Genomic DNA, 26,352 nt, shown 5'->3' with positions numbered 1-26,352 from the left:
CCTAGTGCGCGCTCTTTTGCACCAGCGCGCTGCCGACGCCGTGCCGGTGCCCCTCGCTGACGGCCGTCACGGTGCCGTCCGGATTGAACACCAGCGCGTTGGCGGCGCCGATTTCTTCCGGCTCCTGGCTCCAATGCTGGCCGGTCTTTTCCAATGCCAGCGCCTGGGCGCTGCCGGCGAATCCCGGCTCGACGTCGGTGGCCATGCCGTTGCGCTCCGACAGGCGCGGCGCATCCACCGCCTGCGGCATGGTCATGCCGAGGTCGATGTAGTTGAAGATGGTCTGCAGCACGGTGGTGATGATGGTGGCGCCGCCCGGGCTGCCGACCGAGAACGCCGGCTTGCCGTCCTTGAACGCCAGCGTCGGCGACATGCTGCTGCGCGGGCGCTTGCCGGCTTCCGGCACATTCGGCGCCGGCCCGGTGAAGTCGAAATCGGTCATCTCGTTGTTCAGCAAAAAGCCGTAGCCCGGCACCACCATGCCGCTGCCGCCCCAGGATTCGATGGTGTAGGTGTAGGAGACGATGTTGCCGTCCTTGTCCGCCACCGTCAGGTGAGTGGTGTGCGCGCCTTCGGGCAGCAGCTTGCCGGCGCTGGGGCGCAGCGGCACGCTCTGATCGTTCTGGAACGGGTAGGGATCGCCGGCCTGCGCCCGCGCGCTGGCGTGCGCCGGATTGATCAGCTCGCGCCGGCGCGCGGCGTACTCCTTGCTCATCAGGCCGGCCACCGGGGCATCGACGAATTCGGGATCGGCCAGGTAGGCGTTGCGGTCGGCGAAGGCCAGGCGGCTGGCTTCCAGGTATAAATGCTCGGCCTGGGCGCGCGGCATGGCCTTGAGGTCGTAGCCTTCGAGGATGTTGAGCGCCTCCGCCACCGCCACCCCGCCACTGCTGGGCAACGGCATACCGTATAAATCGTATCCGCGGTAGGTGCTGTGCACCGGCTGGCGCAGGCGCGCTTCATAATTGGCCAGGTCGGCCAGGGTCATGTTGCCGCCATCGACGCGCACGCCGGCGGCGACCTGCGGAGCATTGACCGCATCGACAATGGCGCGCGCCATGCCGCCGCTGTAAAACGCGTTGACGCCGCCGGCCGCCAGCAGCTTGTAGGCCTTGGCCAGATCAGGGTTGCGCAGCGTGGTCCCGGGCGGGACGGCCTTGCCGTTGCGCAGATACAGGGCGGCGGTGGCCGGGAACATGGCGAACTTGGCTTCGTTGCCGGCCACCAGGTGCGAGAAGTTTTCGTTGACGGTGAAGCCCTTGGTGGCCACCTCGATCGCCGGCGCCAGCACCTGCCTGAACCGCATGCTGCCGTAGCGCTCCAGCGCCTCGTGCCAGCCACGGACGGTGCCGGGCACGCCGACCGAGCGGCCGCTGGCCACCACCGTATCGAAGTCCATCGGCTTGCCGTCCTTGAGGAACGCACCGGGCGTAAAACTGGCCGGCGCCGTTTCGCGGTGGTCGATGGTGATCACCCGCTTGTCCTTGGCCAGGTAGATCACCATGAAGCCGCCGCCGCCGATGCCGCAACTGAAGGGATCGGTCACGCCCAGGGTGGCCGCCGCGGCGACCGCCGCGTCCACCGCATTGCCGCCGCGGTCGAGGATGGTCATAGCGGCCTGCGACGCCGGTTCGCTGATGGTCGCCACCGCGCCGCCGGTGCCGGTGGCGACCGGGGTTTTGGCGGCGGCCGGCAAGGCCAGGGAAATCAGGATGGAGCAGATGAAGGCGGGATGAGGGAGAGGACGAGGACGAGGGCGCTGTGCGGTCATGGGCAAACTTTATGGTGGGTTAATGTTGCTCACCTTTAAGCTTACCTGATAATCGGGCGCCGGTTCGGTTTTGGCCGGCACGTCGGTCGGCTCGAAACCGGTCAGCGTGAAGCTCAGGCCGTTGCGCGTGACGCTGCCCGAGCCGCCGGGCATTTTGTCCGATAATACGAAGCTGCTGTTGCTGCCGTCCGGCAGCAGCAGCGCAAAGCTGAAGCTGATATAGCCAGCCCAGACGCACACGGCGCCGGGATGGCAGCGGCTGTCGTTGACCCGCTCCAGCCGCAGCACCGGCGCGGCGCCGCTGTCGCCCACCATGGCCGGTGTGATGGCCACACTGGCGCCCTGGCGCAGCACATAGGTGTTGGTGAAACGGGCCGGCGGGTTGGCTCTGGCGGCGCTGCAGGCGTGCAGCAGCGCCATCAGGGCGGCTAGCATGGGAAGGATGATCAGCTGCCGCAGGATTGCGTTTTTCATCATGAACCTCTTGCTACACTTTTTAACAAGCTTAGCAAAGCGGCCATATTGATGGCGCACGAACCAAACGCAAATACAGCGCCAGATCAAAGGTTGATGAAAAAAGTCCCGCGCGGCCATGCCGGGCGGGACAGCTGGGGAAACCTCGCGGACGGGCGCTGCTTACACGTAAGCGGCCAGCGCGCCTTTCATTTTCTTCAGTGCGGCCGATTCGATCTGACGGATGCGCTCGGCCGACACGCCGAACTCGTCGGCCAGGGTGTGCAGGGTGGCGCCCGAACCGTCGTCGTTGGCCAGCCAGCGCGCCTCGATGATGCGGCGCGAGCGGGCATCCAGCTTGCCCAGCGCTTCTTCCAGGCCTTCCGACTGCAGACGAGTCACCTGTTCCGCCTCCAGCACGTGGGTCGGTTCCTGCGCTTCCGACGACAGGTAGGCGATCGGCGCGAACTTGTCGTCTTCGTCGTCGGTCGGTGATTCCAGCGCGATGTCGCGGCCGCTCAGGCGCGTTTCCATTTCGATCACTTCCTCGCGCTTGACGTCCAGCGTCTTGGCCAGGGCGTCGATCTGCGCCGGGGTCATCGCGTCCAGTCCCTGCTTGTGGCTGCGCAGGTTGAAGAACAGTTTGCGCTGGGCCTTGGTGGTGGCCACTTTGACCAGGCGCCAGTTCTTCAGGATGTATTCATGCATTTCGGCCTTGATCCAGTGCATGGCGTACGACACCAGGCGCACGCCTTGGTCGGCGTCGAAGCGCTTGACCGCCTTCATCAGGCCGATATTGCCTTCCTGGATCAGATCGCCGTGCGGCAGGCCATAGCCCAGATAGCCGCGCGCGATCGACACCACCAGCCGCAGGTGCGACAGCACCAGTTGCTGGGCGGCGCCCAGGTCATTTTGATCTTTCAGGCGCTTGGCCAGGGAAACTTCTTCGTCGTGCGTCAGCATCGGCAGGCGATTCACGGCCGAAATGTAGGCATCCAGGTTACCCAGGTTGCCACTGAACCCGAGACCCAGAGCGGTATTGTTCGCAGGTACTACGGACATCGTATTCATTTTCGTTCCTTCGCTTGAGATTGCTTATGAGTACTAATGTACTCCTTCGAACATATATTAGCACTCTCTGTAGATGAGTGCCAATCATGCGAAATTAATGAGTCTGATAGTAAAAAACCTATCAGGACTTCTGTTGCATTAAGAATGCGCGATGGATCTTAGGGAGGGCTTAATCGATGGGAGCATCGTATGTGCCGGAAGAGCGGGCTTCCGTGCGCGGACGCACGGAAGCGTGACGCAGATCAGTTGAGGCGGGCTGTATGGCGCTTGACCGAGAGGCGGGCGGCGATCAGGCCCAGGGCGGCGGACAGGGCCAGCAGGCCGACCACGGCCAGCGGCGGCAGCGGCACCAGCTGAAATTCCGACGCGTACAATTTGGCGAACTCGGCAATGGCGGCGTTCAGGGGCCGCAGCGCCAGCGTCACCGCCGCCAGCGCCAGGCCGCCGGCGCACAGGCCGAGCAGGGCGCCGGTGTAATAAAACGGGCGGTGGATGAAGCTGTCGGTGGCGCCGATCAGCTTGGACACCAGGATTTCCTCGCGCTGGGTCAGCACCTGCAGGCGGATGGTGTTGAAAATCACCGCCACCACCACCGTGCCCAAGGTGGCCGCCAGCAGCAGCAGCGCCAGCCGCAGGATGTTCAGCAGCGCCGCCAGCCGCTTGACCCAGGCCGAATCGACCTGCACCGTGTCGACGCCGGGCAGGGCACGGATTTGTTCGGCCAGCTGGTCGACGTCGCCGCCGGCCTGGGCGTTGCGGAAGGCGTCCAGCTTCAGCACATAGCTGTCCGGCAGCGGATTGTCGCCCAGCGTGGCCAGCACGTCGGCCAGACCGTTCTTGTCTTTCAGATTGTCGAGCGCCTTTTCGCGCGGGGTGAAGATGATTCTGGCCTGCTTGTCCTGCACCGTCTGGCGCAGCTGCACGGCCAGCGCCTCGGCCTGCTCGCGCGGGGTGTCCTGTTTGAGGAACACGCTGATTTCCGGATCGACCGACAGCGTTTCCGACATCGGCCGCACATTGTCGAGCAGGGTCACGCCCATGAAGGGCAGGGCCAGCGCGATCGCCACCACCAGGATATTGAACAGGAAGCCCCCCGGCGAGCGGCGCAGGTGCACCAGCGCGGCGGCCAGGGCGTAGCGGTGCTGGCGGAACCAGTAAGTCATGCCGCCCCCTCCAGCTGACCCTGGTGCAGATGGATCACGCGCGCGGCGGCGTCCAGCATCTGTTCGTCGTGGCTGGAAATCAGGCAGGTGACGCCGGCGGCGTTGAAGGCTTTCAGGGTGTCGAGCACTTTGTTGGCGCTGGCGCGGTCGAGGTTGGCGGTCGGTTCGTCGGCCAGGATCACCTGCGGCCGGTTGACGATGGCGCGCGCGATCGACACGCGCTGCTGCTCGCCGCCGGACAGGGCCAGCGGCTGGGCCTCGGCGCGCTCGGCCAGGCCGACCTTGTCGAGGGCGGCGCGGGCGCGTTGTTCGGCCTGATGACGGGAGGCGCCGGTCACCAGCAGCGGCAGCATCACATTGGCCAGCACGCTGCGGTCGGTCAGCAGCCGCTGCTGCTGGAAAATCAGTCCCAGGTTGCGGCGCAAGAACGGCACCGCCACCGGCTTGATGCGGCTGATGTCCTGGCCGTTGACGATCACCTGGCCGGCGCTGGGCCGTTCCATGGCGGCGATCATTTTCATCAGGGTAGATTTGCCGGCGCCGGAAGGGCCGGCCAGGAACACCAGTTCGCCTTTTGCCACCGTCAGCGAGATGTCGCGCAGCGCGGTCACATCGGCGGAATAGTGTTTGGAGACGTTCCGGAATTCGATCATCGAGGTCTGGTTATCCAAGCAGGGCTTCTACAAATTCGGCAGCCACGAACGGCTGCAGGTCTTCGATCTTCTCGCCGACGCCGATGAAATACACCGGCACCGGCCGCACGCGCGCAATCGCCGCCAGCACGCCGCCCTTGGCGGTGCCGTCCAGCTTGGTGATGATCAGGCCGCTCAGCTGCAGGGCGTCGTCGAAGGCTTTGACTTGCGCCAGCGCATTTTGCCCGGTATTGCCGTCAATCACCAGCAGCGTTTCGTGCGGTGCGCCGTCCATGCCCTTGCCGATCACGCGCTTGATCTTTTTCAATTCTTCCATCAGGTGCAGCTGGGTCGGCAGGCGACCGGCGGTGTCGATCATCACCACGTCGGTGCCCTTGGCCTTGCCGGACTGCACGGCGTCGAACGAGACGGCGGCCGGATCGCCCGACGCTTGCGACACCACGGTGATGTTGTTGCGCTGGCCCCAGACCATCAGCTGCTCGCGCGCGGCGGCGCGGAAGGTGTCGCCGGCGGCCAGCAGCACCGACTGGCCGTGGGTCTGCATGTGCTTGGCCAGCTTGCCGATGGTGGTGGTCTTGCCGGCGCCGTTGACGCCCGAGATCATCATCACGGTCGGGGTGTGGCGGCCCAGCTCGAACGGACGTTCCAGCGGCGCCAGCAGTTCGATCAGCAGCTGTTTCAGCGCGGTCTTGACGGCGGCGGCGTCCAGCAGCTTGTCGTCCTTGACCTTGCGCTTGAGGGCGTCCAGCAGGTACCCGGTGGCCTCGACGCCGGCGTCCGACATCAGCAGCGCCGCTTCCAGTTCGTCGTACAGGTCGTCGTCGATCTTGGCGCCGACGAACAGGATGGACAGGTTGTTGGAGGTTTTCGACAGGCCGGCCTTCAGGCGCGCCATCCACGACTGTTTTTTCTCGGCCGGTTCTTCGATCGGCAGCAGATCGGGCATGCTGTCCGGCAGCGGCGCCGCCGCAATGACGGGAGCAACGACGGGCGCAGGGGGGGCGACGGGCGCTTCGGGAGCGACAGGTTTTTTCTTGAAGAAACTAAACATGGATATGTGATTGGGGGCGCTTCAAGCAGATGCCCGGCTGCGCCGGACACGGGATCAGTGCTTATTTTACCAGAGCGCCGTGGCGGTCAGCGCTCAGCCGGCGACGGCGGCCGGGTGACGGCCGCGCCATTCGACGATCGCGCCGGCCAGGTCGGCCAGCTCGAATACCCGCACATAGGCCGGCCGGCGGCGCTTGAGCGCGGCGTTGCTGCCGCCGGCCCACAGCTCGGCGGCGCCGTTCAGCCGCGTGTGCAGCTCGGCCAGCCCATCCAGCGCCTGGCGCGGATTCATCGCCACCGAGAACGACAGCGCGACGATGTCGACTTCCTGCACGCGCGCCGCCTCGACGATGTCCAGCAGCGGCGTCTGCACGCCCAGCGAGATGCAGTGGGCGCCTTCCGCCACGCACATCGCTTCGGCCATCAGCAGGCCCAGGCCGTGGCGTTCCTGCGGCAGCGTGGTCAGCATGATGCGCGGCGCGCCGACGCTGTGGCCGTTGGCCTGGGGCATGGCGAAGATGGCGCTGCGCATCACCACCGTCAGCGATTCGGTATATAAATGTTCTTCGAACGTGGCCAGGTGGCCGCCGGCCCAGGCTTCGCCGACCAGGTTGGTCAGCGGCGCCACCAGTTCGGTCACGAAGCTTTTCAGGCCCATCATCAGCAACGCCTGCGACAGCTTGCGGCGCAGCGCTTCCATCTGGTGACTCTTGCAAAGCTCGAGATAGCTCTGCAGTTCCGGCACGCGCGCGGCGGCGGCATAGCCCATGCCCGCCGCCTTGCCGGTCAGCGCCTGCAGTTCGGCGGCGCTGTACTGGATGACCTTGCCGGGACGGTAACCCAGGTCGATCAGCCGCTTCACCAGCCGCAGCTTGTGCACCTGTTCGATCGGATACACCCGTTCGCCGTTGGGATCGCGCAACGGTTGCGGAAAGTCGTAACGCCGTTCCCATACGCGCAGGGTTTCTTTGGCCACGCCGGTGTCTCGCTCGACGTCGCTGATGGTACTCGCTAGTTGTGAAGAAACTCTGTTTGTCATCAGGCAAATTGGCACAGGGTCGGGGTGCGGGGCGTTTGTGACATCGCTGTCTTGACGCGCCCTGCATTTTACTCGCGTTTTTCGCCCGAAAGTACGGTGCCAAATGGGCTGCCTGCTCCTGCCGCTGTAAGAAAAAACCGCTTGTCCACGACACACAGTTGTCCTGAAGAACTAATCCTCGGAATACGGGTGTTACTCACCTTTTGTCCAAGACAAAAAAATTCTCAACCGGTGTTGCACGTTTGCTTTGGACACTTATGTCATCCACAACAGAAAATCGCGGCTGAGCGGCACCGTCACCGCCGCCAGCAGGGTCTGCACGGTGATCAGCGAGGCCATCAACCGCGTATCGCCGCCCATCTGCTTGGCCATGATGTAGGCGTTGGGGGCGGTCGGCAGCGCGCAATAGAAGCAGGCGGCCAACGCCACCGGCGCCGACACCTGGCACAGCAGGCACACCAGCGCCGCCAGCAGCGGCATCGCCAGCAGCTTCAGCAGCGAGGTATAGCCCAGCGCCACCGGCCGCAAGCCCTGCAGCGAAAACACCAGGCCGCTGCCGACGCAGATCAGGCCCAGGCACAGCGCGGCGCGGCCGAGGATATCCAGCGTGTGCAGCAGCGGCGCCGGCAGCGGCAGGCCGGCCAGGCTCCACAGCACGCCGGCCAGCGTCGACAGGATGATCGGGTTGCTGGCCAGGTTGCGGGCGATGCGCCGCGGGTCGGCGCGCACGCCGCTCCACCACGACAGCGCGATCACCGAGATCACGTTCACCACCGGCAGGCCCAGTGCCAGCGCCAGCATTACCAGCGAGGCCGTGTGCGGCTCGAACAGCAGACTGGAGACGGCGATGCCGAAATAGGTGTTGGGCCGGATCGCGCCCTGCACCACCGACGAGCGCGAGGCGCCCGGCAGGCCGCGCGCCGCAAGCAGACTCAGCAATGCGGCCAGCATCACCAGCAGGGTCGGCAGCAGCGTCGCCAGCGCCAGTTCGCCCACCTGGCCGGAACGGAAGCTCAGCTTGGCGGTGCCGCTGAACAGCAGCGCCGGGAAGCAGATGTTGTAGGAGAATTTTTCGATGGCCGGAAAAAAGGCTTCCGGCAACCAGCCATAGCGGCGGATCGCCACCCCCAGCAGGATGATCAGAAAAACCGGCAGGATGGCGTCCAGCATGCTGACTCCTTAATCGGCCGAGATGCCGGACGGGCCGATGCGCTCGGCGTTGGGCGTATCGGAAATGCGGATGCGGATCAGATGGCGCGCCGCGTCGGTGTAGATGGCGCGGCCGTGCAGGGTACGCTGGTTGTCGGCCCACAGCAGGGTGTCGTCCGGCAGCTGCTGGCAGAAGCGCGGCGCGCGTAGTTCGATCACTTCGTTCAACAGCTCCAGCGCGGCGCGCAGCGCCGGCGTGTCCAGCTGCGGCCGCGCGGCCAGCCCTTTCAGGATCGAGTCGTGGCGCCAGCGCATGGCCAGTGCGCCCTCCAGCGCGGCCGGGCGGTGGAACACCGGCGCCAGGTGGATTTCGATCTGTTCTTCATTGGCGGCGTACACGGACGGCACGCGGAACGGCACCGGCGTGGTGCTCAGCAGGGCGTAGGCGGCGCGGCCGGCTTCGCTGCGCTGCAACTCGGTGTGGATGTCGTCGACGTCGATCAGCAGCGATTCGCCGCCGCCGCAGCGCGCGGCCGCCACCACGTACAGCATGAATTGTTCTTCCGGCATCGGATAGAACGAGGAATCGGTGTGCATGTCGGCATTGCCGACGCGCTCGGAGAAGGTGACGAAGCGCGCCTGCTGCTCGCTGCCGGCGCGCGCGCGGATATCCCAGGCCACGCGACGGGTGCGCTGGTCGGTCGAGGTCGGGAAGCCCTGGCACAGCGCGATCGCGTACAGCACGGCGTTGCGCGGCGCCTCATCCATGCCGGCCAGGCCGAGGTTGGTGATGGCCAGGCCGCGCGCGCGGGTGTCGCGGATCATCGCGCTCAGGCGGCGCAGCGACGGCACCGCCTGCAGCTCGCGCTGCAGCGCCACCTCGTCCGGATGCGGATAGAAGCCGTTGCCGTTGAAATCGCTGAAGCGGCTGCCGACCAGGGCCACGATGGTGTCGAGGTCGCTACCCCAGTCGAAGTCGCGCGCGGCGACGAAAATGTTTTGCGGCTGATTGAATGATGCGCCCATAGTGGTACCCCTAAAAAAAGTTCCATGTGGAAATACCGCTGCATCTTACGGCAATAAAATATTGCGGCGCAACAAAAATAAGGTGTTGTCCTAAGGGCATCCCTTATCGCAAGTCCTTGTTTACAACCAGATTTAAATTTCCTTCAGTGCTAAATAGTATATTGCCGTACGGAATCATAACTAAAAGATCGATGTGGAAACTACGTAGTCGGCCGCGGAAAAATCACCAAAACGCTGTGTGCGGCACGTGATTTTTGGTGAGTTTTCTGAGGGAAATGGCCGTTCGGGAGATGTCGGCCGGGGTGACCGCGGCTATCGTAGCGGTTTCAAGCAAGAGATATTGCATTGCGGTATCATGTTGCCATGTGGAAATTGCAGCAACCTTGTTTCATTTCCGATAAAACTAAAAACAGATGTGCCGAGACTCCGCCCTCTGAACTCTTTAAGGAATACACAATGAAATGGCTACATGACTTGAAGCTGGCCACCAAGCTGGGCCTGGCTTTTGCCGCCGTGCTGGTACTCACGGCCGGCGTGGATGCGTTTGCGATCGTCAAGCTGGCGCAGGTGAACGGCACCTCGACCGAGTTGTCCGACCGCTGGATGCCGGCGATGCGCGTGGTGCAGGATTTGAAGGCGCAGATCGCCCGCGTGCGCACGCGGGAATTGCAATACATTATCTCGACCGACCCGGCCGAGATGGACAAGTATGACAAGGTGATCGCCAACGACCTGGCCGATCTGGCCAAGATGCACGCGGAATACAAGCCGCTGATTTCGACGCCCGAGGAAAAAGCCCTGTACGACGAATTCCTGTCGATGTGGGAGCGCTACATGGTGGAAGACGGCAAGATCCGCGCGGCCGCCCGCGCCGGTGACGACGCCAGCGCCAAGCAGCTGATCCGCGGCGAATCGAACAAGCTGATCGTGGCCCTGCGCGGCCAGGTCGACAAGCTGGTCAAGCTGTACCGCGACGGCGGCAATGCCGCCTCCGAGCGCGGCAACCAGCTGTATGCGTCGGCGCGGTTCTGGATCATCACCCTGCTGATCGGCAGCGTGATCCTGGGCGCGCTGGGCGCCACGCTGATCACCGCCTGGCTGGTCAAGCGCCTCGGCGGCGAGCCGGACTACGCGGTGGCCATCGCCGGCAAGATCGCCGGCGGCGACCTGTCGGTGCAGGTCGACACCCGTCCCGGCGACCGCAGCAGCCTGCTGTTCGCGATGAAATCGATGCGCGACAGCCTGGCCGACCTGGTCGGCCAGGTGCGCGCCGGCACCGATACGATTGCCACCGCGTCGGAGCAGATTGCCGCCGGCAACGTCGACCTGTCGGCCCGCACCGAGCAGCAAGCCTCGTCGCTGGAGGAAACCGCCGCCTCGATGGAAGAACTGACCAGCACGGTCAAGCAGAACTCGGCCAGCGCCAGCGAGGCCAACCAGCTGGCGCTGAGCGCCTCGTCGGTGGCGCAGAAGGGCGGCGCCGTGGTCACCCAGGTGGTGCAGACCATGGGCTCGATCAATGAATCGTCGCGCAAGATCGCCGACATCATCGGCGTGATCGACGGCATCGCCTTCCAGACCAACATCCTGGCGCTGAACGCGGCGGTGGAAGCGGCGCGCGCCGGCGAGCAGGGCCGCGGCTTTGCCGTGGTGGCCACCGAGGTGCGCAGCCTGGCGCAACGCTCGGCCGCCGCCGCCAAGGAAATCAAGGAACTGATCACCGCCTCGGTGGAGCAGGTCGACACCGGCAGCAAGCTGGTGGTGCAGGCCGGCGCCACCATGGAGGAAGTGGTGGTCAGCGTGCGCCGCGTGACCGATATCATGGGCGAGATCACCTCGGCCGGCAACGAGCAGCGCGCCGGCATCGAACAGGTGAATTCGGCCATCGCCGGCATGGACGCCGTCACCCAGCAGAACGCCGCGCTGGTGGAAGAGGCGACCGCCGCCTCGCACAGCATGCGCGAGCAGGCGGCCAACCTGGCGCAGCTGGTGGCCGTGTTCCAGCTCGACCAGCAGGGCGAGCGCGGCCGCATGCGCGTGGTGCCGGCCAGCGCCCGCACCCCGGCCTTACCGCGGCTGGAAACGGTTGCAGCGCAGCGTCGCCGTGCCTGATTGAGGCGAATTCATGCACTAAAACGGTGCGCAAGGGGAAAAATCTGCACCGTTTTGTCTCCAATCCGCAACAGGTAGCAATTTCTTACAAATCGGTAACGACATGCAACTCCGTGTCGATTTGACAGAATTTACTACACAAATAAAGGTGTAACACCATGAGCAAAATTGGTTTTGGCCCAGTTTTGCTTGAAAAATTCACCAAACAAAGTCTGGAAACGCCCGCCCAATACCAATCGGCAGAGAGGAGTGTGCGGCGGCTTCAGTATAAAATGACGTCAGAAATAGCAATGTGGCTATTTTTACTTGGCCCGACGTCGATGTAGTAGGCATGCGGAAATCTCCGCATCGGTGGTCAGGATGGGTGGCACAACCGCCCGTCTCACCGTGTTCTGCGTTCGGAAAACTGGCCTGTTCCGCTTGATCGGCAGGAAATATTGCGATGCGGTAAAATGCCGCTGCTTTGACAACTAGGCAAAAGAACAAGCTGTTCAATATGAATGGTTTTACACTTGATCTAGTTTCTTTGCATCAGTATAGTGCCGCCTCCGGCGCTCCGGGGAGCGCCGCGATACAGCCGGCGTAGACAATCGGCCGCGCAGTGAACGCATCCCGCAGACGGATGCACAGTGGCAGCTGGGGAGTTTGCCCTCACGCGCCAGGCACAGAGCCGAGCAGCACCGAACACGCCGCACTACAGGCTTATTTTTACAGCAACACAACTGAAGGAAACATGTAATGAAAAAATCCCTTATCGCTATCGCAGTTCTGGCAGCAACCAGCTCCGCAGCGTTCGCCCAGTCGAACGTGACCATCTACGGTATTCTGGACGCAGGCATCACCAGCGAGCGCGGCGGCGCAGCTGGCACCGTGACCAAAGTCACCAGCGGCGCGGCTTCGGCTTCCCGTATCGGTTTCAAAGGCACCGAAGATCTGGGTGGCGGTCTGAGCGCAATCTTCAAGCTGGAAGCCGGCGTGCGCGTGGACGATGGCACCCTGGACAACAGCGCCAACCGTCTGTTCAACCGTGAAGCCTATGTTGGTATCTCGTCGAAGACCGCTGGTACCCTGACCATCGGCCGTCAGTACACCCCGTACTACGAAGTGCTGCGCGACGTGGCTGACCCGTTCGGCGTAGGCTACGCAGGTACCGCGAAAAACCTGTTCCCGGTTGCCAGCTACATGACCCGCAACGACAACGCCGTGGTCTATAAGACCCCTAACCTGAACGGCTTCACCGGCGCCCTGTCGTACAGCCTGGGTGAAACCGCTGGCGACGCTTCGGCACAGCGCCAGGTGGGTGGTTCGGTAGGCTACAGCAACGGTCCGCTGAACGTCTCGCTGGCTTACAACAGCAAGAACAACGACACCGCCACCCTGAAGACCGCCGGCGTGGGCCACAACTCGATGATCGCCGCCAACTACGACTTCAAGATCGTGAAACTGTACGGCGCCTTCTCGAAAGACAAGGGCCTGGGTTCGGCTCCTCTGAACGGCCCGGCAACCGCCTACGGCTACACCTTCACCGCATCGCAGAACAGCAACGACGCCCTGATCGGTCTGACCGCTCCAGTTGGCGACACCGCTGGCACCGTGATGGCTTCGTTCATCCGCAAGAACGACAAGGACGTTGCCAACCGCGACGCCGACCAGTGGGCAATCGGCTACAGCTATGCTCTGTCGAAGCGCACCAGCACCTACGTTGCTTACGCCAAGATCAAGAACAAGAACGGCGCTGGCTACACCGTGGGTAACAACACCGAAACCGGTACCGGCGACAAAGCCTTCAACCTGGGTTTGAAGCACTCCTTCTAATCTGATCATTCAGGTTTGATCCACAACGGCTGCCTGGTGCAGCCGTTGTTCTTTTCCGAAAGCCGTAACGATGACGATGAAACGACGCGCGCTGCTGGCCGGCGCCATCCTGCTCGCCTCCTGCGCCGTGCTGGCCGCGCCCAGGGCCAAACGGCCGTCGGCGCCGGGCACCTTGCCGCGTTACGGCATGCTGGTGTATTCGGATCTGTGCATCCATCCGGACAGCGGCGAGTTCGGCGGCCAGCGCATCACGCTGCAGCGCTTCGCCGAAGTCGATACGGTGCTGTATGAATTCACGGCCGGCGGCTTGAGCTGGCCGGTGGTGGCCAGCGACGTGACCGTCGATCCGCGCGGCCAGCAGTTTTATTTCACGGTGCAGCCGCCCGACGAGGATGAGCGCACCATCAACGCCAGGGTGGTCGACGGCGGCAAGGCGCTGCTGCTGGACGGCGGCTATTGCGACGACCAGTCGGTGCCGATGCGGCTGTCGCTGGTGACGGACTATAGCCGCCGCGCCGGCGTATGCCAGGCCTGTCCGGCGCCGAAGATCAGGAAGGACAAGGAACGGGAGGAAAAGCACCCCGTGCTCGAGGTCGGCCCTTCCTCCACCACCACCGCCGGTCTCTGATCAGCTGGCCGCGCGCGCCGCGATGGCGTTGTTGCGGATGGTCTCCAGCGTGGCGCCCGGCGTGATCAGGTTGCCGTCGTAGCGCAGCTCGATGACGGCCGGCAGATTCTCGCCGCGCGTGTAGGCCAGTGCGCGCTCCAGCGCCGGCGCGAAGTCTGCGGTTTTGTCGACCACTTCGCCCATGCCGCCGTAGGCCCGCGCCACCGCGGCAAAGTCCGGATTGTGCAGCGTGGTGCCCGACACCCGGCCCGGATACTCGCGCTCCTGGTGCATGCGGATGGTGCCGAACATGGCGTTGTTGAAAACGATGATGATCACGCCGGCCCGGTACTGCACCGCCGTCGCCAGTTCCTGGCCGTTCATCAGGTATTCGCCGTCACCGGCGAAGGTGATCACGGTGCGCGCCGGATCGATGATCTTGGCGGCGACGCCGGCCGGCACGCTGTAGCCCATGGCGCCGCTGGTCGGCGCCAGCTGCGTGCGCATGCCGCCGTAGCTGTGGAAGCGGTGCGCCCAGGTGGCGTAATTGCCGGCGCCATTGGTGATGATGACGTCGTGCGGCGCCAGCCGGTCGATCTGTTGCACCACCTGCCACAGGTCCAGCGGCGCCTGCCCGTCCTGAAAGATGGCCGGCTGCCGCTGCCACGCCTGCAGCTCGGCGCGCGCCTCCGCCACGCTTGCCTGCCAGGCGCTGCTGTCCAGCGCCGGCATCGCCGCCAGCATGGCGCACATCTGCGGCATGCCGCTGTTGATCATCAGCTCGGCCTGGTAGACGCTGCCCAGTTCCTCGGCATCGGCGTGGACGTGGATCAGACGCTGTGCCGGCACCGGCGATTGCAACAGCGCGTAGCCGCTGGTGGTCATCTCGCCCAGGCGCGGGCCGATGGCGAGGATCACGTCGGCATCGCGCACGCGCGCGGCCAGTCTGGGATTGATGCCGATGCCGACATCGCCGATGTAATTCGGATGGTCGTTGTCCAGCAGATCCTGGAAGCGGAAGGCGCAGCTGACCGGCAGGTGGTTGGTTTCGGCGAAGCGCTGCAGGTCGGCGCAGGCTTGCTGCGTCCAGCCGCCGCCGCCCAGCAGCAGCAGCGGTTTCTTCGCGCTGGCCAGCATGGCGCGCACCACGTCGAGCTGCGCGGCCGAGGGCGAGGCCTGGACTGGCTGATAGTGGCCGGTATCGGCGACGGCGGCCTGGGTGACCAGCATGTCCTCGGGCAGCGCCAGCACCACCGGGCCGGGACGGCCGCTGGTGGCGACCTGGAAGGCGCGGGCGATGTATTCGGGAATGCGGTCGGCGCGGTCGATCTGCGTCACCCACTTGGCCATCTGGCCGTACATGCGGCGATAGTCGATTTCCTGGAACGCCTCACGGTCGATGAAGTCGCTGCCGACCTGGCCGATGAACAGGATCATCGGCGTCGAATCCTGAAACGCCGTGTGCACGCCGATCGAGGCATTGGTGGCGCCCGGTCCGCGCGTGACGAAGCAGATGCCGGGCTTGCCGGTCATCTTGCCGTAGGCGTCCGCCATGAAAGCGGCGCCGCCTTCCTGGCGGTTGATGATGAAGCGGATGCCGGAATCGTGCAGCGCGTCCAGCACGTCCAGATAGCTTTCGCCGGGCACGCCGAAGGCGGTGTCCACGCCGTGGATCTTCAGGGCGTCGACCAGGATCTGGCCGCCGCTGCGGGAGGATTGCGTCATTATGGTTGACCTTATGGGTATCGATATCCGAGCATTCTAAGGCCGCCGTCCGGGCGCGGCTTTTGGATAGGCGACACCAAATTACAGAATTGCCGGCCCGGCTGGTACAATAGCGGCTGATGCAAGCCAGACAGCCGCTGGCCAGCGCGTAATGCCTGGCGGGAGGAAGGTCCGGACTCCACAGAGCGGGGTGACGGTTAACGGCCGTCCGCCGAAAGCCCCTCGGGGTATAAGGCGAGGAATAGGGCCACAGAGACGAGCGTATTAAGTTACGGTGAAACGCGGTAACCTCCACCTGGTGCAATTCCAAATAGGCACGCGATGATGTTGCTCGCGGAGCGTGCGGGTAGGAAGCTTGAGCGCTGGAGTAATCCAGCGCCTAGAGGAATGGCTGTCATAGCGCAGGTTCGCCTGCGCCGTAACAAAATCCGGCCTATCGGCTTGCATCAATGAACAACGACCTTACGCGGCGCCGATGAAAAAATACATCCTGGCCCTGGATCAGGGCACGACCAGTTCGCGTGCCATCCTGTTCGACCGCGAGGGCCAGCTGTGCGGCTGCGCGGCGCAGGAATTTCCCCAGCATTTTCCCCATCCCGGCTGGGTCGAACACGACCCGCTGGATATCTGGAACAGCCAGCTGGCGGTGGCGCGCCAGGTACTGCGCGAGCAGCACATCGATCCGCACCAGATCCTGGCCATCGGCATCGCCAACCAGCGCGAAACCACCGTGGTATGGGACCGCAAGACCGGCGTGCCGGTCGCGCCGGCCATCGTCTGGCAAGACCGCCGCACGGCCGAATTGTGCGATGCGCTGCGCGCCGATGGCAAGGCCAAAAAAATCACCGACATCTCCGGCCTCGAGCTGGACGCGTATTTTTCCGCCACCAAGCTGAAATGGCTGCTCGATCACGTGCCGGGCGCGCGCCAGAAGGCCGAGCGCGGCGAACTGGCGTTCGGCACCGTGGACAGCTGGCTGGTCTACAAGCTCAGCGGCCAGCATGTGACCGACGTCTCCAACGCCGCGCGCACCATGCTGTTCAACATCCACCTGATGCGCTGGGATTACGACCTGCTGCACTTGTTCGGCATTCCGGAAGCGGTGCTGCCGCAGGTGGTGTCCTCGAGCGAGGAGGTGGGCCACACCCATCCGGGCCTGTTCGGCGCGGCGATCCCGGTGGCCGGCATCGCCGGCGACCAGCAGGCGGCCACCTTCGGCCAGGCCTGCCACCGGCCGGGCATGGTCAAGAACACCTATGGCACCGGCTGCTTCATGCTGATGCACCTGGGGCGCCAGCCGGTGGCCTCGCACAATCGCCTGCTGACCACGGTCGGCTGGCGCATCGATGGCGAAACCGACTATCTGCTGGAAGGCAGCGTCTTCATGGGCGGCGCCACGGTGCAATGGCTGCGCGACGGCCTGGGCATCATCCAGTCCTCTGCGGAAGTGGAGGCGCTGGCCGCCAGCGTGCCGGACAGCGACGGCGTGTTCATGGTGCCGGCCTTCGTCGGCCTGGGCGCGCCGCACTGGGACGCCTATGCGCGCGGCGCCCTGTTCGGCCTGAGTCGCGGCAGCACCCGCGCCCACATTGCGCGCGCCGCGCTGGAAGCCATCGCCTACCAGAGCGCCGAATTGATGACGGCCATGCAAAAAGACGCCGCAATTCCGCTGACCGAAGTGCGCGCCGATGGCGGTGCCGCCCGCAACGACCTGCTGATGCAGTTCCAGGCCGACCTGCTGGGCGTGCCGGTGGTGCGTCCGCGCGTCACCGAAACCACCGCCCTGGGCGCGGCCTACCTGGCGGGTCTGGCGGTCGGCTTTTGGGACACCCAGGAAGAAATCGCGGCCCAATGGACCTGCCAGCGTCGCTTCGACCCGGCTATGGGCAGCGACCAGCGCGCGGCTCGCATGGCGCGCTGGAGTCAGGCGATCGACCGCTCCCGCAACTGGCAAAGCTGATTCGGGGTCAGAGCCGACATTCGGACATTGCATCGCGCGCGATCCAATGTCCGAATGCCGGCTCCGACCCCGATCGTTTGCGGCGTATAATAGTGCTGGTGCAGTGCAAAATTTGTCTATACAAGTTAATGATATTGCCAGGTTTTTTGTGCACAGTGGTGATGATTTTGTGAAGCTCTTCATTCCGCGTCCGGGCGCTCCTGATGCGACCTCCTGACGTTTCCGCCGGTCTCGATCCGCACTTCTCCCCATTGCCCATTTGTCGCTCCGATGTTGGTTGCTTGCAACTTTATGCATTTAGATCAATTTTTTTATTTGATCATTTTGCGGGTCAAACACATGGGCACAGATGAGGTAGCACATTCACAATCTTTCATAAGTACTTAATTTGTCGAAATATTTTGTTTTTATGTGGCTTCAAGGAATCACGCTAAGTCCTTAATTTCATTAATAAAATCGCTGTTTCGATTGGCTGAAACTGCTTGACCCCAGTTATTGCTTCCTCTAAAGTGGGCACCTGTGTGAAAAAGTGTCTTTTTGTGGGAAATTTCGCCTGACTTAGCGGACAGGAGAGATGAACGGCGAATTGTCATGGTTTCATGCTCCGCTAACCATACTGAGGTCAAAAGGTCTTTCCGTGTTTCAAGGCGCGTCAGCTATCAATCTCGATGCCAAAGGCAGGATGTCGATTCCTGCCAAGCACCGTGACGCGCTCGCGATTCAGTGCGAAGGCCGCCTCACCCTGACGCGCCATCCCGACGGCTGCGTCATGCTGTTCCCCCGTCCCGTGTGGGAACAACACCGTCAACAGATCGCCGCATGGCCCATGCAGGCACGCGCCTGGCAGCGCATTTTCCTCGGGTACGCCACCGACGTGGAAATGGACACCGCCGGCCGCATCCTCATCTCGCCCGAACTCCGCGCCGCCGTCGGCCTGGACAAAGAGGTCATGATGATGGGCATGGGTTCCCATTTCGAGATCTGGGACGCCGCCAAGATGGCGGAAAAAGAAGCGCTGGCGATGGACGCCGGCACTCCCGATGTACTCGCCAATTTCTCTTTCTAAGGCCCCGTCCCATGACCACGACAACGGTGCCTGAATTTCAGCATCGCACGGTGCTGCTAGACGAAGCGGTCGCAGCGCTGGCGCTGGAGGGCGCGCGCGCCAACGGCGTCTACGTCGACGGCACCTTCGGCCGCGGCGGCCATTCGCGCCTGATCCTGTCGCAGCTGGGCGCCGGCGCGCGCCTGATCGCCTTCGACAAGGATCCTCAAGCCATCGCCACCGCCGAACAAATCAAGGATCCACGCTTCACCATCGTCCACGACAGCTTTGCCACCATGCGCGAGGCGCTGGCGGCACGGGGCGTGGACAAGGTCGACGGCATTCTGCTCGACCTGGGCATCTCGTCGCCGCAGGTCGACGACGCCGCCCGCGGTTTCAGTTTCCGTAACGACGGCCCGCTCGACATGCGCATGGACACCACGCGCGGCATGTCGGCGGCGGAGTGGCTCGCCACAGAAAACGAACAGACACTGGAAAAGGTGATAAAGGAATATGGGGAAGAACGGTTTGCTTTTCAGATTGCAAAGGCGATTGTTGCTCGCCGGGCAGTCGAACCAATTTCAAGCACACGACAGCTTGCCGGCATCGTGGCAGGCGCGGTCAAGACTCGGGAAAAGGGCAAGGATCCGGCAACCCGCACCTTTCAGGCTATCCGGATTTTCATCAATAAAGAGCTTGAAGACCTCGAAGTCGGTTTGAACCACGCCTACGCCAGCCTGGCGCCAGGCGGCATCATGGCCATCATCAGCTTCCACTCGCTCGAAGACCGCATGGTGAAGCGCTTCTTCGCCGCCAAGGCGAACGTGGCGCAGCCGGACCGCCGCCTGCCGATCCGCGCGGCCGATCTGCCTCAGCCGGAACTCAAGCTGCTGGCCAAGATCAAGCCGTCCGACCAGGAAGTCGATGACAACCCGCGCGCCCGCTCGGCGGTGATGCGCGTGGCGCGCCGCCTGCCGATCCCCGTGGAGGACGCATGAGCGGCAAGATCAACCTGGTGCTGACCATCCTGCTGGTGGGCTGCGGCCTGTCGCTGGTGAACGCGCAATACCAGGCGCGCCATCTGTTCATCGAACTGGAACGCGCGCAGCAGCAGGCGCGCCAGCTCGATATCGAATGGGCGCAGCTGCAGCTGGACCAGTCGACGCTGGGCAAGCACGCCCGCATCGAGGAAATCGCGCGGCGTGATCTGAACATGACGCAGCTGACCGCCGCGCGCACCCAATACCTGACGCCGGAGCCAAGCAAATGAGCCGCGGCAGCAACCTGAACACCTCCCGCGTGGCGGCGTCGAAAGGCGTGGCCTTCTCGAAGAGTCCCGTGCTGGCAGTGCGTCTGCCGACCTGGCGCTCGCGCGTGGTGCTGTTCGTGTTGTTTGCCGCCTTTGCCGCGCTGGCCGCGCGCGCCCTGTGGCTGCAGGGGCTGTCCACCCAGTTCCTGCAGAAGCAGGGCGAGATCCGCTACGCGCGCACGCTGGACCTGCCGGCCACGCGCGGCAAGATCACCGACCGTGATGGCCAGGTGCTGGCGTCGTCGGTGCCGGTGAAGGCCATCTGGGCGATTCCGGACGACGTGCAGGAAGCGCCGCCGGCCAAGCTGAAACAGCTGGCCAAACTGCTCGACATGAGCGACGCCGAGCTGCAGAAGAAACTCGATTCCGACCGCGGCTTCGTTTACCTGAAACGCCAGGTGGAGCAGGACGTGGCCGACCAGATCGTCAAACTGGGCATCGACGGCATCCAGACCCGCAAGGAATACAAGCGCTTCTACCCGCAGGGCGAGGTGACCACGCACGTGGTGGGCTTCACCAACGTGGAGGACGTGGGCCAGGAATCGATGGAGCTGGCGCAGCAGAAGACGCTGCAGGGCATCCCCGGCAGCCGCCGCGTGATCAAGGACCGCCTGGGCCGCATCGTGGAAGACATCGAGTCCGTGCGCGAGCCGCACGACGGCAAGGATCTGGTGCTGTCCATCGACAGCAAGATCCAGTACATCGCCTTTACCCAGGTGAAGGACGCGGTGGAGAAGTTCCACGCCAAGGCCGGCGCCGCCGTGGTGCTGGACGTGCATACCGGCGAGGTGCTGGCGCTGGCCAACTGGCCGACCTACAACCCCAACGACCGCTCCAAGCTGACCGGCGAACAGCTGCGCAATCGCGTGATGACCGATACCTTCGAGCCGGGTTCCTCGCTCAAGCCGTTCACGGTGGCGCTGGCGCTGGACGAAAAACGCATCTCGCCGCACACCATGTTCGATACCGGTCCCGGTTACATGGTGATCGCCGACCGCGTGATCCACGACACCCATCCGCACTACATGATCGACGTGCAGGGCATCATCCAGAAGTCGTCCAACATCGGCACTTCCAAGATCGCGCTGGGCATGCCGGCCGAAGACATGTGGGAGATGTTCACCAAGGTCGGCTTCGGCCAGCAGCCGAAATGGGGCTTCCCCGGCGCCGTGGCCGGCCGCGTGCGTCCTTATAAATCCTGGCGTCCGATCGAGCAGGCCAACATGAGCTTCGGCCAGGGTATTTCGGTATCGCTGATCCAGCTGGCGCGCGCCTACACCATCTTCGCCCGCAACGGCGACATCATTCCACTGTCGTTCCAGAAGCTGCACGAGGCGCCGCACGGCACCCAGGTGGTCAGCCCCAAGACCGCGGCCGAGATGCGCGAAATGCTGGAGATGGTGACCCAGCCCGGCGGTTCGGCCGTCAAGGCGCAGGTGCCGGGCTACCGCGTGGGCGGCAAGACCGGTACGGCGCAGAAGTTCCTGAACGGTCACTACTCGCAGACCAAATACATCGGCAACTTCGTCGGCATGGCGCCGATGACGGACCCGCGCTTCATCATCGCCGTCATGATCGACGAACCGGGCGGCCCGGTGCACGTCGGTGGCGACGTGGCCGGTCCGGTGTTCTCCGCGCTGGCGGCGCAGGCGCTGCGCGCCAAGAACATCGCGCCGGACTCGGACCTGACCCATATCATCATTCCTGAATCAGCAGCACAGGGGAACATGTGACGACTTCTACTTTCGACCCAATGGCGATCGTTGCCGAGATCCGCAAGCTGGCGCCTGGCGCGCAACTGGCTTCGGATTCGCGCCGCATTCAGCCGGGCGATGTGTTTTTCGCATTCGCACCCGCCGCCGGTGAGAACCGCGATGGGCGCAGCTTTATCGGAAGCGCCATCCAGCAGGGCGCGGCGCTGGTGGTGTACGACCCCGCCGGTTTCGATTGGAACGCCGAATGGACCGTGGCGCGGATCGCGGTCGACAACCTGAAGCAGCACGCCGGCGCCATCGCCCATGCCTGTTACGATCAACCGGACCGCGACATGTTCACCGTCGGCGTCACCGGCACCAACGGCAAGACTTCCAGCGCCGTATGGCTGGGCCAGGCCCTGTCTCGCGGCGCCCAATCGGCAGCCGTCATCGGCACGCTGGGTGTGGGCCTGTTCCGTCCGCGCGGCGAGGTGGATTACGACGTCACCGGCTACACCACGCCGGACGCGGTGTTGCTGGCCCGCTCGCTGGCGCAACTGCGCGCGAAGGGCGCGGCGGCGCTGGCGATCGAGGCGTCGTCCATCGGGCTGGATCAGGGCCGCCTGTCTGGCATGCACTTCGACGTCGCGCTGTTCACCAACCTGACCCGCGATCACCTCGATTATCACGGCACCATGGAAGCCTACGAGGCGTCCAAGATCAAGCTGTTCGACTGGCCTGGACTGAAAACGGCGGTGGTCAATCTGGACGATCCGGCCGGTGTGCGCATCATCGATCATCTGAAAGCCAAGTCTGCGCCGCTGGCCGGCGCGATTCCGCTGATCGGCTACACGCTGCACGACGCCACCGCGCGTCCCGATATCGAGGGCGTGCTGATGCTGCGCGCCAGCCAGTTGCGCGCAGGCCGCAGCAATGGCATGGAATTCCATCTGGAGTGCCCGCTTGGCGTGGCGCAGGTGCGCACGCATCTGGTCGGCAACTTCAACATCAGCAATGCGCTGGGCGTGATGGGCGCCATGCTGGCCAAGGGCGCAGGACTGCGCGCCGCCATCGATGCGGTGGAAGCGCTGGAGCCGGCGCCGGGCCGCATGCAGCAGGTCGGCGGCCATGATGCGCCGCTGATCGTCATCGATTACGCGCACACGCCGGATGCGCTGGAAAAGACCCTGGCCGCGCTGCGCCCGGTGGCCGCCGATCGCGGTGGTCAGCTGTGGTGTGTGTTCGGCTGCGGCGGCGACCGCGATCCGGGCAAGCGTCCGCAGATGGGCAGGATCTCGCAGGTGGCCGATCACGTGCTGGTCACCAGCGACAACCCGCGCAGCGAAGATCCGCACTCGATCATCGAACAGATCATGGCCGGTATGGACCTGAACGACCCGGCATCGACGGTGCAGGCGCTGGACGACCGCGCCGCCGCCATCCTGTCGGCGGTGCGTCACGCGGCCAAGCCGGATGTGATCCTGCTGGCCGGTAAGGGTCATGAGCCATACCAGGAAATCAAGGGCAAGAAGCTGCCATTCTCGGACGCCGATCACGCGCAGCTGGCGCTGACGGCGCGCTTAACCATGTTGAGGACGAATTGATGCGTGCAGCACTCGCACAAATTCTGCCTTCACTGACCGGCGCCCGCTTGGTGGGTGCCGGCGATGTCGTATTCAACGGCGTGTCGACCGACAGCCGTAGTGTCACCGCGGGCGCCTTGTTCGTGGCCTTGCGCGGCGAGGTATTCGACGCCCACAGCTTCCTGGAGCAGGTCGCGGAGAAGGGCGTCGGCGCTGTCGTGGTGGAAGAACTGCCGGAAGGCTGGAAGCTGCCAGCCATCGTGGTCCCGAACACGCTGGTGGCGCTGGGCCAGATCGCCAACTACTGGCGCAGGCAGTTCGCCATGCCGGTCATCGGCGTCACCGGCAGCAATGGCAAGACCACGGTCAAGGAAATGATCTCCGCCATCCTGGCCGCCGCCCATGGTGAAGAAGGCCGTCTGGCCACGCGCGGCAACCTGAATAACGAAATCGGCGTGCCGCTGACGCTGTTCCGCATGGAGGCCAAGCAGCAGTCGGCCGTGATCGAGATGGGCATGAATCATCCGGGCGAAATCGGCCGCCTGGCAGCCATCGCCGCGGCGAATATCGCCATGGTCAATAACGCCCAGCGCGAACATCAGGAATTCATGCATACCGTGGAAGCGGTGGCGCGCGAAAACGGCTCGGTGCTGGCGGCGCTGCCGTCGGATGGCGTGGCCGTGTTCCCGCATGGGGACGAGTTCACGCCGGTGTGGGAAGAACTGGCGGCGGGCCGCCGCTGGCTGCGCTTCGGTTTCACCAAGGACGCTGAAGTCAGCTGCACTTTCCGTGCCGGTGATTTCGACAGTCACCTGTTCATCACCATCGGCGAAGCGGAAAACGATGTGCAGCAGTTCGCCGTGTTCCTGCAGGCTGCCGGCGAACACAATGTGCGCAACGCGCTGGCCGCCGTGGCCTGCACCTACGCCGCCGGCATCCCGCTGGAGAAGATCAAGCTGGGTCTCGACACCTTCCAGCCGGTCAGCGGCCGCCTGCAGAAAAAGGCTGCCGCCAATGGCGCGGTGGTGATCGACGACACCTACAACGCCAATCCGGATTCCGTGCGCGCCGCCATCGACGTGCTGTCCAAAGCCGCCGCGCCACGCGTGCTGGTGCTGGGCGACATGGGCGAAGTCGGCAACCAGGGACCGGAATTTCACGCGGAGATCGGCGCATACGCGCAAACGAAAGGCATCGAAACGGTGCTGGTTACCGGCGAGCTGGCGGCGCATATGATCGGCAACGATCGAGGCGCCAACATCCGCCACTTTGCAAACTTTGGCGATCTGCTGTCCGCTGTGGAAGCGGCGGTGTCGCCTGATGTAACGGTTTTAATCAAGGGCTCCCGTTTCATGAAAATGGAGCGGGTCGTGCAGCATTTGATTGGGTCGCAACAAGCTAACAAGGAAAGTCACTAATCATGCTGCTCTGGCTCGCTCAGTTTTTCCAGCAGGACGTCGGGATACTCCGCGTCTTCAACTTCATCACCTTCCGCGCGGTGTTCGCCACCGCGACGGCGCTGTTCCTCGGCCTGGCCGCGGGTCCGGCGGTGATCCGTAAGCTGACCGCCATGAAAGTGGGCCAGGCCGTGCGTACCGATGGCCCGCAGACTCACCTGAAAAAACACGGCACGCCGACCATGGGCGGTGTGCTGATCCTGATTTCGATCGCGATTTCCACGCTGCTGTGGTGCGACCTGTCGAACCGTCTGATCTGGCCGGTATTGGTCGTGACGCTGGGTTTCGGCGCCGTCGGCTGGGCGGACGACTACCGTAAAGTGGTCTATAAGGACCCGGAAGGCATGCGCTCGCGCGAGAAGTATTTCTGGCAGTCGCTGGTCGGCATCGCCGCCGCGCTGTACCTGGCATTCTCGGTGTCGGCCACCGGCACCACGCAGGTGTTCGAGCTGTTCTTCGCCTGGGTGCGTTCCGGTTTTGAAATGGACCTGCCGCCCAAGGCCGACCTGATCGTCCCGTTCTTCAAGACCATCAGCTATCCGCTGGGCGTGTGGGGCTTCATCGCGCTGACCTACTGCGTGATCGTCGGCTCGTCCAACGCGGTGAACTTCACCGACGGTCTGGATGGCCTGGCCATCATGCCGACGATTATGGTCGGTTCGGCCCTGGGACTGTTCGCTTACCTGACCGGCAGCGCGACCTATTCGAAGTACCTGTTCATCCCGCACATTCCCGGCGCCGGCGAACTGATCATTTTCTGCGGCGCGCTGGCTGGCGCGGGACTGGCCTTCCTGTGGTTTAACACCCATCCGGCGCAGGTGTTCATGGGCGACGTCGGCGCGCTGGCGCTGGGCGGCGCGCTGGGCACCATCGCCGTGATCGTGCGACAGGAAATCGTGTTGTTCATCATGGGCGGCATCTTCGTTGCGGAGACCGTGTCGGTGATGATCCAGGTGGGCTGGTTCAAGTACACCAAGAAGCGTTACGGCACCGGACGCCGCGTGTTCCTGATGGCGCCACTGCATCACCACTTTGAACAAAAAGGCTGGAAAGAGACCCAGGTCGTCGTGCGCTTCTGGATTATCACGATGATCCTGGTACTGGCTGGACTCTCGACCCTGAAACTGCGCTGATGAACTACGAAGGCAAAACCGCACTGGTACTGGGGCTGGGCGAATCCGGCCTGGCGATGGCGCTGTGGCTGGCCCGCGGCGGCGCGCGCGTGCGCGTGGCCGATACGCGCGAGTCGCCCGAGCGTCTGCCTGCATTGCAGGTTGCCGTGCCGTCGGCGGAATTCGTCGCCGGCCCGTTCGGCGCCTCGCTGCTGGACGGCGTGGACTTCGTCGCCGTCAGCCCCGGCCTGGCGCCGTATCGTGAGCTGAAGGAGATCAACCCGGCCGCCATGGCAGCCGGCATCCCGGTGTGGGGCGAGATCGAACTGTTCGCGCAGGCGCTGGACGCGTTGAAGGAACAGCGCGGCTACGCGCCCAAGGTCATCGCCATCACCGGCACCAACGGCAAGACCACGGTCACCACGCTGGTCGGCCAGCTGTGCGAACGCGCCGGCAAGACCGTGCGCGTGGCTGGCAACATCAGTCCCGCCGCCTTGGACGTGCTGCGCGAAGTGCTCGATGTCGCCGCAGCCGCCGCCGGGCAAGCTGCCGCTGACG

At 64.1% G+C, this 26,352-nt stretch carries 22 protein-coding genes and 1 other RNA gene; 13 read left to right on the top strand and 10 right to left on the bottom strand.

The features are described from left to right. Position 1: 1 nt before the first annotated feature. From ggt to E4L98_RS09420, 9 genes are all read right to left on the bottom strand, one after another. Positions 2-1,771: a gamma-glutamyltransferase gene (gene ggt / locus E4L98_RS09460; RefSeq protein ID WP_135201305.1), complete on the bottom strand. Its 1,770-nt coding sequence runs from the start codon at positions 1,769-1,771 to the stop codon at positions 2-4. 9 nt (positions 1,772-1,780) lie between these two features. Continuing rightward, the gene (locus E4L98_RS09455) at positions 1,781-2,248 is read right to left on the bottom strand and encodes a hypothetical protein (protein ID WP_229257329.1); all 468 of its coding nucleotides are present in this window, start codon (positions 2,246-2,248) and stop codon (positions 1,781-1,783) included. Positions 2,249-2,407: 159 nt separating this feature from the next. Further along, positions 2,408-3,286, bottom strand: coding sequence for an RNA polymerase sigma factor RpoH (gene rpoH / locus E4L98_RS09450; RefSeq protein ID WP_371857206.1), 879 nt, complete (start codon positions 3,284-3,286; stop codon positions 2,408-2,410). A gap of 251 nt (positions 3,287-3,537) precedes the next feature. Further along, positions 3,538-4,458, bottom strand: coding sequence for a permease-like cell division protein FtsX (gene ftsX / locus E4L98_RS09445; protein ID WP_135201302.1), 921 nt, complete (start codon positions 4,456-4,458; stop codon positions 3,538-3,540). Further along, positions 4,455-5,111, bottom strand: a complete 657-nt coding sequence (locus tag E4L98_RS09440) for a cell division ATP-binding protein FtsE (protein WP_135201377.1) — start codon at positions 5,109-5,111, stop codon at positions 4,455-4,457. The genes ftsX and E4L98_RS09440 overlap by 4 nt, the downstream gene beginning before the upstream one ends. Before the next feature lie 10 nt (positions 5,112-5,121). Then, complete coding sequence (ftsY, locus tag E4L98_RS09435) at positions 5,122-6,162, bottom strand: signal recognition particle-docking protein FtsY (protein ID WP_135201301.1); 1,041 nt, start codon at positions 6,160-6,162, stop codon at positions 5,122-5,124. 93 nt (positions 6,163-6,255) lie between these two features. Continuing rightward, positions 6,256-7,200, bottom strand: a complete 945-nt coding sequence (locus E4L98_RS09430) for a MerR family transcriptional regulator (RefSeq protein ID WP_135201300.1) — start codon at positions 7,198-7,200, stop codon at positions 6,256-6,258. Between the two features lie 255 nt (positions 7,201-7,455). Further along, on the bottom strand, positions 7,456-8,370 hold the full coding sequence (locus E4L98_RS09425) for an AEC family transporter (protein WP_135201299.1): 915 nt from the start codon (positions 8,368-8,370) through the stop codon (positions 7,456-7,458). A 9-nt stretch (positions 8,371-8,379) separates the two neighbouring features. Continuing rightward, the gene (locus E4L98_RS09420) at positions 8,380-9,375 is read right to left on the bottom strand and encodes a TauD/TfdA family dioxygenase (protein WP_135201298.1); all 996 of its coding nucleotides are present in this window, start codon (positions 9,373-9,375) and stop codon (positions 8,380-8,382) included. 456 nt (positions 9,376-9,831) lie between these two features. Here E4L98_RS09420 and E4L98_RS09415 point away from each other — a divergent pair, with 456 nt between their 5' ends. The 3 genes from E4L98_RS09415 (at position 9,832) to E4L98_RS09405 (ending at position 13,930) form a co-directional block, all read left to right on the top strand. Then, complete coding sequence (locus E4L98_RS09415) at positions 9,832-11,487, top strand: methyl-accepting chemotaxis protein (RefSeq protein WP_167761307.1); 1,656 nt, start codon at positions 9,832-9,834, stop codon at positions 11,485-11,487. Positions 11,488-12,225: 738 nt separating this feature from the next. After that, the gene (locus E4L98_RS09410) at positions 12,226-13,302 is read left to right on the top strand and encodes a porin (protein WP_135201297.1); all 1,077 of its coding nucleotides are present in this window, start codon (positions 12,226-12,228) and stop codon (positions 13,300-13,302) included. 70 nt (positions 13,303-13,372) lie between these two features. Next, complete coding sequence (locus E4L98_RS09405) at positions 13,373-13,930, top strand: hypothetical protein (protein ID WP_135201296.1); 558 nt, start codon at positions 13,373-13,375, stop codon at positions 13,928-13,930. On the opposite strand, the gene E4L98_RS09400 is transcribed toward E4L98_RS09405, so the two are convergent. Beyond that, the gene (locus tag E4L98_RS09400; protein ID WP_135201295.1) at positions 13,931-15,634 is read right to left on the bottom strand and encodes a thiamine pyrophosphate-binding protein; all 1,704 of its coding nucleotides are present in this window, start codon (positions 15,632-15,634) and stop codon (positions 13,931-13,933) included. It abuts the gene before it with no gap. A 118-nt stretch (positions 15,635-15,752) separates the two neighbouring features. On the opposite strand from E4L98_RS09400, the gene rnpB reads away from it, so the two are divergent. From rnpB to E4L98_RS09350, 10 genes are all read left to right on the top strand, one after another. Beyond that, positions 15,753-16,086: RNase P RNA component class A (gene rnpB / locus E4L98_RS09395), an RNA gene on the top strand. A gap of 23 nt (positions 16,087-16,109) precedes the next feature. Beyond that, the gene (gene glpK, locus E4L98_RS09390) at positions 16,110-17,594 is read left to right on the top strand and encodes a glycerol kinase GlpK (RefSeq protein ID WP_135201294.1); all 1,485 of its coding nucleotides are present in this window, start codon (positions 16,110-16,112) and stop codon (positions 17,592-17,594) included. 637 nt (positions 17,595-18,231) lie between these two features. Next, complete coding sequence (gene mraZ, locus E4L98_RS09385) at positions 18,232-18,660, top strand: division/cell wall cluster transcriptional repressor MraZ (RefSeq protein WP_135201375.1); 429 nt, start codon at positions 18,232-18,234, stop codon at positions 18,658-18,660. 11 nt (positions 18,661-18,671) lie between these two features. Beyond that, positions 18,672-19,637 carry a 16S rRNA (cytosine(1402)-N(4))-methyltransferase RsmH gene (gene rsmH, locus E4L98_RS09380; protein WP_135201293.1) on the top strand — a complete coding sequence of 322 codons (966 nt, stop codon included), beginning with the start codon at positions 18,672-18,674 and terminating at the stop codon, positions 19,635-19,637. Further along, positions 19,634-19,909, top strand: a complete 276-nt coding sequence (gene ftsL / locus E4L98_RS09375) for a cell division protein FtsL (RefSeq protein ID WP_135201292.1) — start codon at positions 19,634-19,636, stop codon at positions 19,907-19,909. Before rsmH ends, ftsL begins: the two co-directional genes overlap by 4 nt. After that, a complete protein-coding gene (locus E4L98_RS09370) occupies positions 19,906-21,681 on the top strand; it encodes a peptidoglycan D,D-transpeptidase FtsI family protein (protein WP_135201291.1) in 1,776 nt (591 codons plus the stop codon). Before ftsL ends, E4L98_RS09370 begins: the two co-directional genes overlap by 4 nt. Before the next feature lie 20 nt (positions 21,682-21,701). Beyond that, positions 21,702-23,246 carry a UDP-N-acetylmuramoyl-L-alanyl-D-glutamate--2,6-diaminopimelate ligase gene (locus E4L98_RS09365; RefSeq protein WP_135201374.1) on the top strand — a complete coding sequence of 515 codons (1,545 nt, stop codon included), beginning with the start codon at positions 21,702-21,704 and terminating at the stop codon, positions 23,244-23,246. Beyond that, the gene (locus E4L98_RS09360) at positions 23,246-24,643 is read left to right on the top strand and encodes a UDP-N-acetylmuramoyl-tripeptide--D-alanyl-D-alanine ligase (protein WP_135201290.1); all 1,398 of its coding nucleotides are present in this window, start codon (positions 23,246-23,248) and stop codon (positions 24,641-24,643) included. Before E4L98_RS09365 ends, E4L98_RS09360 begins: the two co-directional genes overlap by 1 nt. Positions 24,644-24,645: 2 nt before the next feature. Continuing rightward, positions 24,646-25,815, top strand: coding sequence for a phospho-N-acetylmuramoyl-pentapeptide-transferase (mraY, locus tag E4L98_RS09355; protein ID WP_135201289.1), 1,170 nt, complete (start codon positions 24,646-24,648; stop codon positions 25,813-25,815). After that, a partial coding sequence (locus E4L98_RS09350) for a Mur ligase family protein (RefSeq protein ID WP_267874899.1) occupies positions 25,815-26,352 on the top strand: 538 nt, incomplete at its 3' end. The genes mraY and E4L98_RS09350, both read left to right, overlap by 1 nt.

The sequence above is a fragment of the Duganella callida genome, assembly GCF_004614165.1.
In the GTDB taxonomy this organism is placed as follows: Bacteria; Pseudomonadota; Gammaproteobacteria; order Burkholderiales; family Burkholderiaceae_D; genus Rugamonas; species Rugamonas callida.
The sequence above is the reverse complement of the archived record's forward strand: the minus strand, read 5'-3'. Positions and strand labels throughout refer to the sequence as shown.